This window comes from Acuticoccus sp. I52.16.1, assembly GCF_022865125.1.
Taxonomy (GTDB): Bacteria; Pseudomonadota; Alphaproteobacteria; order Rhizobiales; family Amorphaceae; genus Acuticoccus.
Genome location: NZ_CP094828.1, coordinates 652182 through 665971, shown reverse-complemented (window position 1 = coordinate 665971; position 13790 = coordinate 652182). Strand labels below are relative to the sequence as shown.

At 68.7% G+C, this 13790-nt stretch carries 10 protein-coding genes; 6 read left to right on the top strand and 4 right to left on the bottom strand.

From position 1 onward, the window contains the following. Positions 1 to 558: 558 nt before the first annotated feature. The 4 genes from MRB58_RS03025 to MRB58_RS03010 form a co-directional block, all read right to left on the bottom strand. Positions 559 to 1884 carry a TRAP transporter large permease subunit gene (locus MRB58_RS03025; protein ID WP_244780235.1) on the bottom strand — a complete coding sequence of 442 codons (1326 nt, stop codon included), beginning with the start codon at positions 1882 to 1884 and terminating at the stop codon, positions 559 to 561. Positions 1885 to 1887: 3 nt separating this feature from the next. Then, positions 1888 to 2400 carry a TRAP transporter small permease subunit gene (locus MRB58_RS03020; protein ID WP_244780233.1) on the bottom strand — a complete coding sequence of 171 codons (513 nt, stop codon included), beginning with the start codon at positions 2398 to 2400 and terminating at the stop codon, positions 1888 to 1890. An 8-nt stretch (positions 2401 to 2408) separates the two neighbouring features. Next, entirely contained in the window at positions 2409 to 3497 is a 1089-nt protein-coding gene (locus tag MRB58_RS03015) for a TRAP transporter substrate-binding protein (RefSeq protein ID WP_244780231.1), read from the bottom strand. 141 nt (positions 3498 to 3638) lie between these two features. Then, positions 3639 to 5282, bottom strand: coding sequence for an EAL domain-containing protein (locus tag MRB58_RS03010; protein WP_244780229.1), 1644 nt, complete (start codon positions 5280 to 5282; stop codon positions 3639 to 3641). 429 nt (positions 5283 to 5711) lie between these two features. On the opposite strand from MRB58_RS03010, the gene MRB58_RS03005 reads away from it, so the two are divergent. The 6 genes from MRB58_RS03005 to MRB58_RS24910 all read left to right on the top strand — a co-directional run bounded on the left by MRB58_RS03005 (position 5712) and on the right by MRB58_RS24910 (position 13789). Further along, complete coding sequence (locus tag MRB58_RS03005) at positions 5712 to 7391, top strand: flotillin family protein (protein WP_244780227.1); 1680 nt, start codon at positions 5712 to 5714, stop codon at positions 7389 to 7391. A gap of 29 nt (positions 7392 to 7420) precedes the next feature. Continuing rightward, positions 7421 to 8674 (top strand): ABC transporter substrate-binding protein, encoded by a 1254-nt coding sequence (locus tag MRB58_RS03000; RefSeq protein WP_244780225.1) that lies wholly within the window; start codon positions 7421 to 7423, stop codon positions 8672 to 8674. Between the two features lie 82 nt (positions 8675 to 8756). Further along, the gene (locus tag MRB58_RS02995; RefSeq protein WP_244780223.1) at positions 8757 to 9626 is read left to right on the top strand and encodes a branched-chain amino acid ABC transporter permease; all 870 of its coding nucleotides are present in this window, start codon (positions 8757 to 8759) and stop codon (positions 9624 to 9626) included. Beyond that, positions 9623 to 10672 carry a branched-chain amino acid ABC transporter permease gene (locus tag MRB58_RS02990; RefSeq protein WP_244780222.1) on the top strand — a complete coding sequence of 350 codons (1050 nt, stop codon included), beginning with the start codon at positions 9623 to 9625 and terminating at the stop codon, positions 10670 to 10672. The genes MRB58_RS02995 and MRB58_RS02990 overlap by 4 nt, the downstream gene beginning before the upstream one ends. 4 nt (positions 10673 to 10676) lie before the next feature. Beyond that, positions 10677 to 11405, top strand: a complete 729-nt coding sequence (locus tag MRB58_RS02985) for an ATP-binding cassette domain-containing protein (RefSeq protein ID WP_244780220.1) — start codon at positions 10677 to 10679, stop codon at positions 11403 to 11405. After that, positions 11402 to 13789: an amidase gene (locus tag MRB58_RS24910; RefSeq protein ID WP_371747227.1), complete on the top strand. Its 2388-nt coding sequence runs from the start codon at positions 11402 to 11404 to the stop codon at positions 13787 to 13789. The genes MRB58_RS02985 and MRB58_RS24910 overlap by 4 nt, the downstream gene beginning before the upstream one ends. The last annotated feature ends 1 nt before the right edge of the window (position 13790 follow it).

Below are 13790 nucleotides of genomic sequence, written 5' to 3'. Positions count from 1 at the left end.
GGAAGGGCGGATTGGGGTGGAAGGGCCGTGGCGGCGCAGGTGCGCCGGCTGCGCGAAGCGCTTCGGCCGGTTGTCGAGCGGTTGGTCATGTCGCATCCCCCGTCCGGTCTCGTCCCCTCGATGGATCGTGTATGGGAGGCCACCGATCAGCCCCCGGGCAGGGCATGGAGCGCCGGCCTGGTGGTGAAGAGGTCGCGCGGTCGGCCGCTCGGGACTACGGGCGCAATGGGGAAAACTGTGTTTGGCCGGGTGTCGCGCGCTGCTCCCGACAGGGTGGGCGCAGGCGCGATCGCGCCGCGTCCTGCGGGCTGCGTGCGCGCGCGACGACGCCGCGGGCGCCGCGATCACGACCGTTCGCACGCCATCTATTCCGATGCGACGCTGGTCCTTCGCCCAAAGGATAGGTGGGGGCGGCCGGCTTCGACCGGGCGGGTGAGGGGCGGGCGAGGCTGGTGCAGGGCGGGGCCGGTCAGCGACGGGCAAGCCGTCCCGACCGGCACCCGCCGGGCCGGGGGCGACGGGCGGGGCGATCCGGCCGCGCCGGCCGGATCGCGGGGACTACCAGCCGATGGCGTCCGGCAGCCAAAGCGCGGTGGCGGGGAACAGGAAGACCAGCGCCAATCCGACGAGCTGCAGCAGGATGAACGGGATCACGCCGCGGTAGATGTCGCCCGTCTTCACCTCCGGTGGCGCGACGCCCTTCAGGAAGAAGAGCGCCCATCCGAACGGCGGGGTCAGGAACGAGGTCTGCAGGTTCACCGCGATCAGGATCGCCACCCACGCGAGGTCCACGCCCGACTGGTCGAGGACCGGCAGGAAGAGCGGCAGCGCGATGTAGGAGATCTCGATCCACTCCAGGAAGAAGCCGAGCACGAAGAGGAGCGCCATCAGGAAGAGGAGCTGCCCGTCGAGTCCGCCGGGGACGAAGGCGAAGGCGTCCTGCACCAGCCGCTCGCCGCCCAGCCCGCGGAAGGCGAGCGAGAAGACCTGCGCGAAGATCAGGATGAAGAACACCATCGCCGAGGTGACGAGCGCGCCGCGCACCACCTCGCGCATCAGCGAGAACGTCAGCCGGCCCGACAGCAGCGCCAGGACGATGGAGCCGAACGCGCCCATCGCCGCCGCTTCCGTGGGCGCCGCGACGCCGCCGATGATCGACCCCAGCACCACCAGGATCAGCGCCAGCGGCGGCACCACCACCGTCAGGAGCTTGACGGCTAGCGCGCGGCCGGAGGTCCGGCGCCGCTCCTCCAGCGGGATCGCCGGCATCTTGTGAGGGCTGACGAGGCCGAGGACGAGGACGTAGGCGACGAAGAGCCCAGCCAGCATCAGCCCCGGTATGAGCGCCGCCGCGAACAGCGTGCCGACCGATTCGCCCATGATGTCGGCCAGCAGGATCAGGACCAGGCTCGGCGGGATGATCTGCCCCAGCGTGCCGGACGCGCAGATGACGCCGGAGGCGAGCCCGGCATCGTAGCCGCGCCGCAGGAGGGGGGAGAGGGCGATGAGCCCCATCGTCACCACCGTCGCGCCGACGACGCCCGACGCCGCGCCCATCAACACGCCGACGATGATGATCGCCAGCGCCATGCCGCCCTTGAGGCCGCCCATGGCGAGGCCGATCACGTCGAGCAGGTCCTCCGCCATCTTGGAGCGCTCGAGCATGATGCCCATGAAGATGAAGAGTGGCAGGGCGAGGAGCGTGTAGTTGGTGACGACGCCGAAGACGCGCGCCGGCAGGAGCCCGAACAGCATGCCCCCGAAGCCGAGGTAGCCGAACACGAACCCGGTGACGGCGAGGCACACCGGCACCGTGAAGCCGATCAGCAGCATCGCGAAGAAGGCGCCGATCATGCCGAGCGCCAGCATCTCGTTGACGGGCATGGGTCAGTGTCCGGCCGTGTCTGGACGGGGGGCGGCGAGGGCGGCGATGTCGTGCACCAAGCGGGCGAAGGCCTGGATGGCGAGGAGCACGAAGGCGGTCGGAATCATCGCCTTGAGCGCATAGCGCGCCGGCAGACCGCCGGGGTCGGCCGAGCCTTCCCCCAGCGCGTAGCTGCGGGTGACGAAGCCGACCGAAAGCTGTGCGATCTTCAGCGCGACGAGGCCGAGGAGCAGAGCGCCGAGAGCGTCGATGGCGAGCTTCACGGGCTGCGGAAAGCGCGCATAGAGGACGTCGACCCGCACCTCCTCGCGCCGGTTGAGCGCGTAGGTGATGCCGAAGAGGGCGCCGACGGCCATCAGGTGCCATTCCAGCTCCTGCAACGCCACCAGGCCGTAGGAGAAGAAGTAGCGGGCGATGACGTTGAAGGCGATCAGGAGCACCATCGCGAGCCCCGTCCAGGCGACGATCTCGCCGACGATGCGGACGAGGCGCTCGGCCCCGTCCGCGATTTTCACCAGGGCGCTCAAGAGTAGAGCAGCGGCAGCAGCGGCTGGAGCGACTGGTTGGCCCACGCGGCATACTGCTTCTTGAAGGCGAAATAGTTGTCGTGGACCGTCTGGGTCTGCGGGTCGGCGGCCGCGCCTTCGGCGAGCGTCTCCTCGGTGAGCGTCTTCAGCTCGGCGACCACGTCGTCGGGGAGCGGCTGTGCGATGGTGCCGAAGTTCTCGACGAGGTCGACCATCGCCTCGGCGTTGGTGGCGTCGCACCAGGCGTTGCTGACGAGATTGCACTCGGCCGCGACCGAGGTGACGATCGTCTGCAGATCCTCCGGCAGGCTGTCCCAGGCGGCCTTGTTGATGAGAAGCTCGGTGACGTTGTTGGGCTCGTGCCAGCCGGTGGTGTAGTAGTATTTCGCGGCCTTCTGCAGGCCGAGGCGGCGGTCCTGATAGGGGCCGACGAACTCCGCCGCATCGATCACGCCGCGTTCCAGCGCCGGGAAGATCTCGCCGCCGGGGAGAAGCTGCACGTTGACGCCGAGCTTGGCGTAGACCTTCCCCGCGAGGCCGGGGATGCGCATCTTCAGGCCGTCGAAGTCGGCGACCGAGGTGATCTCCTTGCGGAACCAGCCGGTCATCTGCACGCCGGTGTTGCCCATCGGGAAGGCGATCAGGCCGAGCGGCTCGTACATCTCGTGCCACAGCTTGATGCCGTCGCCGTGGTACATCCACGCGTTGGTGCCTTTGACGTCCATGCCGAAGGGGACGGTGGTGAAATATTGGGCCGCGGGGATCTTGCCGGCCCAGAAGTAGGCATTGGCGGCGTTCATCTCGACGACGCCGTTCTGTACCGCGTCGAAGCCCTCCAGCGCCGGGATCAGCTCGCCGGCGGCGAAGTGCTGGATGGTGAGGCGCCCGCCCGAGAGCGCGGCAACCTTCCGGCAGAAGTCGGTCGGGCTGCCGGGACCTTCCACGTAGTAGGGCGAGCCGGGGCCGTAGGCGTTGGTCATCTTCCAGGAGAAGGTCGACTGCGCCTTGGCGACGTGGGGCGTGGCCAGCGTGCCGGCCGCGATGGTGGCGCCCGCGGCGCCCGCCAGGAAATCGCGTCTCTTCATGGTGCTCTCCTCATGCCTCGATGGGGGTCGTGGCGGGAGGAGAGCAGATTGTATGCCATGCCAACGAAATGGCGGCCGAGCGTCGTCGCGCGCTTATGATTTCTCACGTGCCAGAACGACGCAGCCGGCGCGCTGGGCCGCTCAGACCAGCACGCGGGGCGCCGGCCGGCTGGCGAGGGTCGCGGCGGCGGCGCGCTTGCCGTCGTGCCTGGCCTTCGCCTCGTAGAAGCGCAGGAAGGCGTCGAGCGCCAGCGGCGGCGCGTAGAGGTAGCCCTGCCCTTGGCCGACGCCGTGGGCGCGCAGGAAGCCCGCCTGCACCGGCGTCTCGATCCCCTCGGCGATGATGCCGAGGTTGAGCGAGAGCGCCAGGTCGATGATGTGCTCGATCACCTCGCGCCGCGCCATCTCCCGGCCGATCGCGTCGACGAAGCTCTTGTCGATCTTCAGCGCGTCGACCGGCAGGTCTTGCAGGTATTGCAGGCTGGAATAGCCGGTGCCGAAGTCGTCGATCGACAGGCGGTGGCCGGCGTGCCGGAGGGCGGCGAAGGTGGCGATGCTGCTCACCGGGTCGACCAGCGCGCGCTCGGTCACCTCCAGGTGGACGCTGCGCGCGGCGACGCCGGCCTGATCCAGTTCGGCGGCGAGGAAGCCGGAAAAGGTCGCCGAGGCGATGTCCTGCGCGGAGAGGTTCACCGCAACGTGCGCCTCGGGCGTGGAGCGCAGCAGCGGGCCGAGGTCGTCCAGCACGCGGCGCAAGACGAACCGCGTCACCTCGCCGATCACGCCCTCGTCCTCCGCCGCCGGAATGAACAGGTCCGGGCGCATGATGTGCCCGTCGGGCCGCTGCCAGCGGATGAGCGCCTCGGCGCCGATGCAGGTGCCGGTGTGCAGCTCCATGATCGGCTGGTAGACGAGGTGCATCTCACCGTTGCGCAGGGCGGCGAGGATCTGGCGGTCGAACCGCAGCTGCCGGCGCGAGAGCCAGATCACGTTGGTGATGATGAGCGCCGCCAGCGTGATCCCGATCGGCAGCATCCAAAGGATGAACTGGCGGTAGGTGGCGCCGTGGAGCGGCAGGCTCGAGCTGGCGAGGGCGATGAAGCGGCCCCGCTCGGACGTGCGCGCACCATAGGGCAGCGGGGCACCGTCTAGGACGCGCAGCAGGAGCGAACTCGCCGCCGTCTCCCGCTCGCTCAGCAGGTAGGCGGTGCCGTCGGTGGTGCGGTAGGCGAGGGCGAGGGTCACCCCGTCGAGCGCCGGCAGGCTCACCAGTCGGAACTGCGAGATGAGGACGTTGTGCGCCCCCTTGTGCAGGCCGATCGCCGCGCGCGCGCCGGTGACGGACGGCAGGATCCGGTTCGAGGTCTCGAGGCCGTCGGCCGTGACGAAGTCGATCTCGGCGCGGCGGATCCCCGGCTCCACGGAGCCCCATGAGGTGCAGGCGAGCTCGTCGCCGCGCAGGTAGCCGACCTCGTCGATGAAGAGTTCGCTCATCGCCACGCGGCGCATCGCCTCGATATGTTCGGTGGTGCAGTCGGCGTAGGCGGACATGTCGTCGAGGACGCGCGCGGCGTCGGCGAAGGCCCGTTGGGCGCGCTTCACCGGCAGCGAGGCGTAGGATTCCAGTTGGCCGTTCATCTCCCGCAAGGTGAGGTCGCGGGCGATGACGATGCTGAGGGTGATGGGAACGCCCGCGCCGAGGATAGCGCCGATAGCGGCGAGGAGCGCGATTCGCGTCCGCCTGGACAGCGCCCCTCTACGGAGCCGGTTCCAACGCTCCACCATCAGCTGACATGGCCTAATTCGATGACTTCATAGGTAGCGAATTATATATGGTTTAAATAGGGCTATATTGTTCATAATATGTTGGAGCGGCGCGCCGTTCGCCGCGGGTCCGGGCCTTCATGTCCTATGAATGCGGACCCTCGAGGGCGGCTCATGCCTCGCGCGGAGGCACCCTCGCGGCCCCGGTGTCGACCTCTCACCGCCGCGGCGCCTGCGCCGAGTTTGATTGAATGCCAAAATTCACACGCCGATGGTTGGTCCGGTGTCGACGCTTCGCGGTGTAAAGCGTTGAATTTATATAAATAATCATGACGGTTCCGCCGCCGGATTTGGCACGCCATCCCGCCGCGCGGTGAGTCCCATCGTTTTGCGGTGTGGTGAAATGGCACGGTCGTTGCAGCAGCACTCGTTGCAACGTGGAGGGCCGTCGTGGGCTGGATCATCGTACTTCTGATCCTCGTCATCGCCGTGGTGGCGATTCTTTTCCTCAATCGCTTCTACGTGAAGGCGACGCGCGAGACGGCGCTGGTGCGGACCGGCTTCGGCGGCCAGCGCGTCGTGTTGGACGGCGGCGCCCTCGGCCTGCCGATCGTCCACCGCATCGCCGAAGTGAACATGAAGACGATGCGCCTCGAGGTGGAGCGCGCGGGCGAGCGGTCGATCATCACCAAGGACCGCCTGCGGATCGACACCACCGCCGAGTTCTACGTGCGCGTCCAGCCCTCGGACGAGGGCGTCGCCACGGCCGCCCAGGCTCTCGGCGGCAAGGTGCGCGCATCCGACGTCGAGGATCTCCTCGAAGGCAAGCTCGTCGACGCGCTGCTGTCGGTCGCGGCCAAGTACACGATGGACGAGCTGCAGGACAACCGCGGCCGCTACGTCGCCGAGGTGAAGGACGAGCTGACCGAGAAGGTCGCCGCCAACGGCCTCGTCCTGGAGGCGGTGTCGCTGACCCGGCTCGATCAGACACCGTTCTCGGCGCTCGATCAGAACAACGCCTTCAACGCGGTCGGCATGCGCCGCCTCGCCGAGGTGATCGCCACCAACCGCCGCGAGCGCGCCGAGATCGAGGACTCGGCCGACGTCGCGGTGCGCCAGTCCCACCTCGACGCCACCAAGCGCAAGCTCGTCATCGAGCAGGAAGAGGAAGAGGCGCAGCTCACCCAGCAGCTCGCCATCGAGGTGCAGCGCGCCAAGACGATGGCCGAGACCGCCGAGCGCCAGTCCGAGGCCGAGGAGCGGCGCGAGTACGCCCGCATCCGCCGCGACATGGAAGTGCGCGCCAAGCAGATCCAGTCCGATCGCGAGATCGACGAGCTGTCGCTGCAATCCAAGCTCGCCGTGCAGTCGACCCGGCACGACACCGAGATCAAGCTCGCCGCCAAGAAGGCGGAGGAGGCGGCCGCCGCAGCCGCCGCCCAGGCCGCCATCGCCGAGGAAGCCACCGCCCGCGAGGGGGTGGACACCGCGCGCGAGACCGCGGTCGCCGAACGCATCCGCGCGCTCGCCGTCATCAAGGCGAAGGAGGCCGCCGAGGTGGACGACACCCGCGTCGCCTCCGAAGCCGACACGGTGCGTGCGATGGCCGCCGCCGAAGCCGAGGCGATGCACACCAAGGCCCAGGCGATCAAGGCCGAGCTCCTCGCCAAGGCCGAGGGCGAGAGCGCGCTCTACGCCGCCGAGAACGCCCAGTCGGACGCGATCATCAAGATGAAGCTCGACCTCGCCAAGGTCGAGGCGCTGCCGGAGGTGGTGCGCGAGATGGTCAAGCCGGCCGAGAAAATCGATTCCATCCGCATCAACCACGTCTCCGGCTTCGGCCCCGTCGCCAACGGTCACGGCGGCGGCGGCGGCGAGTACGGCGGTGGTGGCGGGCCGATGGTCAACCAGGTCGTCGACGGGATCTTGTCGATGGCGCTGCAACTCCCCGCCGTCCAGAAGCTCGGCGAGGACATCGGCATGAACATCGCCGGCAGCATGGACCGCGTCACCAGCGGTCTGACGGGCGGGCTGACCGGCGAGACGACCGGCGCCACCAAGCCGGCCGGCAGCGCCACCGGCACCAAGCCGTCGGGCAAAAAAGGCACGAGCAGCGAGGCGGCCGAGTGAGCGACGCCGCACCCAGAGGGGGACTTCCGATGACGATCAACCGCCGCACTCTTCTCAAGAGCGCATCCGCCGCATCGCTGGTGCTGGCCGCCCCCGGCATCGTCGGCCGCGCTGCCGCCAACGACACCATCAAGCTCGCGGCGATCCTCGACCAGTCCGGCGGGCTCGACCTGCTCGGCCGGCCGATGCTGGCGGCGACCAAGATGGCGGTCGACGAGCTGAATGCCGCCGGCGGCCTCAACGGCGCGGAGATCGAGCTGATCTCCTACGATCCGCAGACGACGATCCAGTTCTACACCCAGTTCGCCACCCAGGCCGCGGCCGGCGACCGGGCCGACGTCGTCCACGCCGGCATCACCTCCGCTTCGCGCGAGGCGATCCGTCCGCTCCTCAACCGCTACCAGTCGCTCTACTTCTACAACACGCTCTACGAGGGCGGGGTGTGCGACATGAACAACTTCTGCACCGGCTCCACCCCGGCGCAGACGGTCGAAAAGCTCGTCCCCTACGCGATGGAGAAGTTCGGCCCGAAGGTCTACGTCGTCGCGGCCGACTACAACTACGGCCAGATCACCGCCCAGTGGGTGAAAAAGTACGTCGAGGACAACGGCGGCGAGACGGTCGACATCGAGTTCTTCCCGCTGGACGTCTCCAACTTCGGCCCGTCGATCCAGAAGATCCAGGCGGCCAAGCCGGACTTCGTTATGTCGGCCCTCGTCGGCGCGGCGCACATCTCGTTCTACCGCCAGTATGCCTCCGCGGGCCTGACGACGCAGATCCCGCTCGCCTCGACGACGTTCGCGCTCGGCGGTGAGCACCTCCTCGTCTCGCCCGAGGCGGCGGAGGGGATGCTCCTCGCCTACGCCTACTTCGAGGAGATCGACACGCCCGCCAACGCCGAGTTCGTCGAGAAGCTGCGCGCGTCCTCCTCCGAGGAGATCCCCTATATCGGCGAGGCGACCGCCCGCTCCTACGAGGGCGTCATGTTGTGGGCCGAGGCGGTGAAGAAGGCCGGCACCAAGGACCGCACCGCTGTGATCGAGGCGCTGCGCAGCCCGGTCGGCTACGCCGGCCCGTCCGGCACGGTGACGATCGAGCCGAAGACGAACCACGCGCTGCAGAACGTCTACATCGGCGAGATCAAGAACCAGAAGATCGAGATCATCGAGGAGTTCGAGAACCAGCCGCCGGCGGACACGCTGCTCGTCTGCGATCTCGACGAGAACCCCAACCAGTCGACCTTCTATTTCGAGAACGGCCTCGCCGCGGCCGGCATCGAGTAACCGCGCCTCCGGCGGCCCTCGGGCCGTCGTCCTCTGCGGCGGCGTCCTGCCGCCGCACCGCTTCCGCGTCACGGAGAACCGGGTGGACTACGCCGCCGTCATCGTCCTGCAGGTCGCCTACGGGATAGCGAACCTCGCGCTCATCGGCCTCGGCCTCGCGATCATCTTCGGGATGATGCGCGTCATCAACCTCGCACACGGCGAGTTCCTGATGCTCGGCGGCTACACCGTCGTCGTCGCCACCAACGCGGGCGTCAACCTGTGGCTCGCCATGCTGGTGCTGGCGCCTGTGGTGGTCGGCCTCATCGGCGTGATCGTCGAGCGGGTGCTGATCCGCTTCCTCTACGGGCGCATGATCGACACGCTGCTCGCCACCTGGGGCCTGTCGCTCTTCCTCATCGGCCTGGTGACGACGATCTTCGGCCCCACCACGTCGACCACCGTGTCGCCCCCGGTCGGCGCGCTGCACATCGGCGAGTTCTACACGTCCGGCTACGAACTCCTCCTTATCGTCTTCACGATCATCCTGTTCGCGATCGTCTTCGCGGTGATGAAGTTCACCAAGCTCGGCCTCCTGGCGCGCGGCACCATGCAGCGGCCGGACATGGCGGCCGCGCTCGGCGTGTCGACGTCGACCATCTACATGATCACCTTCGGGCTCGGCTCGGCCGTCGCGGGGCTGGCCGGCGCGCTGCTGGCGCCGATCACCGGTGTGGTGCCGACCATCGGCGCGGCCTACATCGCCAAGGCGTTCATCACCGTCATATCCGGCGGGGCGGCGATGCTGGCGGGCACGGCCTCTGCCGCGGCGCTGCTCGGCTTCATCAACCAGGTCATCACCTTCATCACCGGCCCCACGGTGGGCGAGGTGGCACTGCTCGTCGCCGCGATCATCCTGTTGCGGCTCCTCCCCACCGGCATCACCGGCCGCTTCTTCCGGCGCAGCCTGTGAACCGCTGGTCCGACAAAGGGCGGCTGATCGCCGTCGGGGTCATCGGCCTCGTCTTCATGTTCGGGGCGCCGCAGGTGCTCCAGCTCTTCACCATCATCAACCTCACGACGGCGATCGCGCTCGCGGTACTGGCGCTCTCGCTCGGCCTCGTCTGGGGCTACGGCGGCATCCTGTGCTTCGGGCAGACGACGTTCTTCGGCCTCGGCGCCTACGCCTACGCCGTCGCCGCCCAGAACTTCGGCGACACCACCGGCGCGGTGATCGTCGCGATCCTGGTGGCGGCACTCGCGGCGGCGATCCTGGGCTACTTCATGTTCTGGGGTCGCATCAGCGACGTCTACCTCGGCGTCATCACGCTGACGGTGACGCTGATCCTCTTCAACCTGATCCGCCGCACCTCGGGACCCGAGTACAAGATCGGCACCGCGCTGCTGGGCGGCTTCAACGGCACCTCCGCGCCGCCGTTGCAGGTGCCGTGGTCGGGGGCGATGCTGTTCCCGCAGCATCTCTTCTATGTGGCGATGGGCGCGCTGATCCTCGCCTATTTCGGCTGCATCTGGCTGACGCGCACGCACTTCGGCCGCGTCTGCGTCGCGATCCGCGAGAACGAGACGCGGGCCGAGCTGCTCGGCTACGACACGCGCGTCTACAAGCTCGGCCTCTTCGCCATCGGCGGCGGGCTCGCCGGCCTCGCGGGGGTGCTGATGGCCAACGGCATCGGCCGCGTGACGCCGGATCTCTTCAGCCTCTCCTATGCGGCGCAGGTGATCATCTGGGTCATCGTCGGCGGTCGCGGCACGCTGATCGGCCCGATCCTGGGCGCGTTCGGCATCTTCTGGCTGACGTCCAAGCTCGGCACGCAGCAGACCGTCAACGCCAACATGGTGCTCGGCCTGGTGCTGATCGGCTTCGTGCTCCTCTTGCCCAAGGGCGTGGTGCCGACGGTGATCGAGCTGGCCGGCCGGCGCTGGACCCGCCGCTCCGGCCGTGCCGCGCGGCGCCGGGCGCGCGGCGGGGCGCGCCGCAGCGTGCAACCGGCGGAGTGATGTGATGGCCCGTACGCGCCGCGAAACCGTCCTCGAGACACGCGACCTTTCCATGCGCTTCGGCGGCGTGGTGGCGAACGAGAGCGTCGACTTCCGCCTCGCCTCCGGGGAGCTGCGCTGCCTCATCGGCCCCAACGGCGCCGGCAAGTCGACCTTCTTCAAGTGCCTCACGGGGCAGCTGAAGCCGACCGAGGGCACCGTCACCATCCGCGACGTCGACACCACCGGCGCCGACCCGCACGAGGTGGCGGAGCTGGGCGTCGGCATCAAGACGCAGGTTCCCAACGTCTTCGACTCGCTCAGCGTGGAGGAGAACATCTGGCTCGCCTCCCGCCGCTTCCATGCCGACCGGCGCGCCCAGGCCCTCACCGCCGAGACCATCGAGCGCGTGCGCCTCGGCGACATCCGCCGCCGGCAGGTGGGGGCGCTGGCGCACGGGCAGCGCCAATGGGTCGAGCTGGCGATGGTCGTCTCCGCCGAGCCGTGGCTGGTGCTCCTCGACGAGCCCGCCGCCGGCATGACGGACGAGGAGACCGAGTTCACCGCCGAGCTCATCAAGAGCATCAACGAGACGGCGACGCTGATCGTCGTGGAGCACGACATGAACTTCATCCGCGCCATCGCGCAGAAGGTGACGGTCTTCCACCGCGGTGCCATCCTGATCGAGGGGACCATGGACGAGGTGTCCGCCGACCCGACGGTGCGTGACGTCTACCTGGGGCACAAGCATTGACCGCGCTGGCGCCCGAGGCGCGGAGCCGTAGCGGCGCGTCGTCCTCGCTGCTCCACGTGAAGGGCCTTCGCGCCGGCTACGGCCGCGTGCCGGTGCTGCACGGGGTCGACGTGTGGGTGGGGGAAGGCGAGATCGTCGGCGTGCTCGGCCACAACGGCATGGGCAAGACGACCCTTCTGAAGACGCTCATGGGCCTCGTCCCGGCGACCGGCGGCTCCATCCACTTCGACGGGATGGACATCACCCGCGACAAGAGCCACACCCGCGCCCGCCTCGGCATCGGCTACGTGCCGCAGGGGCGCGGCATTTTCCCGACGCTCTCCGTGCGCGACAATCTCCGGATGGGGATCGCCGCCCACGGCGCGGAGGACGAGGAGGCCGCCGTCGAGGCGATGCTCGCCGAGTTCCCGCAGCTGGAACGCCTGCTCGACCGGCCGGGCGGCGCGCTGTCGGGCGGCGAGCAGCAGCTGCTCGCGCTCGCCCGCTGCCTCGTCTCCGACCCGCAGCTCGTCCTGCTGGACGAGCCGACCGAGGGCATCCAGCCCTCCATCGTCGACATGATCGAGGACAAGCTGAGCGAGCTCGCCAAGCGGCGCGGGCTGTCGATCCTGCTGGTGGAGCAGAACCTCGAGTTCATCACCGACCTGTCGGACAAGCTGGTGCTGCTGGGCAAGGGCCAGGTCGCCGGCGTGATCGACCGGGCGGACTACAAGGACGCGCCGCTGATCGCCGAATTCACCGGCCTCAACGCCAAGGGCGGCAGCGCCAAAGCCGCGCCCAAGGCCGCCCCCGCACCGAAGACCAACGGCGCCACCGCGCCCGCCGCCGACCTCTTCGCCCGGCACGACCCCGTTCAAAGGCTCGCCCGCATGACCGTCCAACGCCCCTCGTTCGCGCAGATGAAGTCCATCACCGAGGACTTCGGCATGCACCTCTCCGACGAGCGGATCCGCGAGTTCATGGGCCTGATGGAAGCCTCCATCAAGCACTATGACGCGCTCGACGCGATGCCGGATAACCTGCCCGAGGTCGCCTATCCGCGCACCTCCGGCTACCGCCCGCCCGCCGAAGAAAACCCCTACAACGCCTGGTACGTGAAGACCGACATCAAAGGTGCCCCGCGCGGGCCGCTCGCCGGCAGGACCATCGCGCTGAAGGACAACATCTGCCTTGCCGGCGTGCCGATGATGAACGGCGCCTCCACGCTGAAGGGCTACGTGCCGGACGTCGACGCGACGGTGGTGACGCGGCTCCTCGATGCGGGCGCCGTCATCAAGGGCAAGGCGCACTGCGAGTATTTCTGCTTCTCCGGCGGCAGTCACACCAACGCCACCGGCCCGGTGCAGAACCCGCGCAAGCTCGGCCACACCACCGGCGGCTCGTCGTCGGGGTCGGGCGCGCTGGTCGCGGCCGGCGAGGTGGACATCGCCATCGGCGGCGATCAGGGCGGGTCGATCCGAATGCCGGCGTCCTTCTGCGGCATCTACGGCATGAAGGCGACGCACGGGCTGGTGCCATACTCCGGCGTGATGCCGATCGAGACGACGATCGACCACACCGGCCCGATGACCCAGAACGTCTACGACAACGCGCTGTGCCTGGAGGTGATCGCCGGAAAGGACGGCCTCGACCCACGCCAGTACGCGCCCAAGACCGACGCTTACACCGAAGCGCTCAACAAGGGCGTGCGGGGCCTGCGGATCGCGCTGGTGCGCGAGGGCTTCGGCCGGCCCGAATCGGAGGAGGTGGTCGACGCCTCGGTGCGCAAGGCGGCCGAACTCTACCGCCAGATGGGCGCCACGGTGGACGAAGTGTCGATCCCCTGGCACGCGACGGCGATGGCGGTGTGGCTCCCCATCGCGGCCGAGGGCGGCACCAACCAGATGATGCGCGGCAACGGCATGGGGACGGGCTGGAAGGGCCTCCACACCACGAGCCTGCTCGACTACCACGCCAACTGGCGGTCCCGCGCGGACGAGCTCGCCGACCCGCTGAAGATCACCATGTTCGTCGGCGAGTACTTCCAGCGCTTCCACCGCGGGCACTACTACGCCAAGGCGCAGAACCAGGCGCGCAACCTGCGCAAGGCGTACGACAACATGCTGGCGAGCTACGACATCCTCGTCATGCCGACGACGCCGATGCGCGCCCCGCCGATCCCGCCGGCGGACGCCCCGCTCGCCCTCGTCGTCCAGCGCGCGTTCGAGATGATCGAGAACACTGCCCCGTTCGACGTCACGGGCCACCCGTCGATGTCGATCCCCTGCGGCATGGTCGACGAACTGCCGGTGGGCATGATGCTCACGGCCAAGCACTGGGGCGAATCGACGATCTACCAGGCCGCCGCCGCCTTCGAGGCGGCCGGCGACTGGACGCGGATGTAAC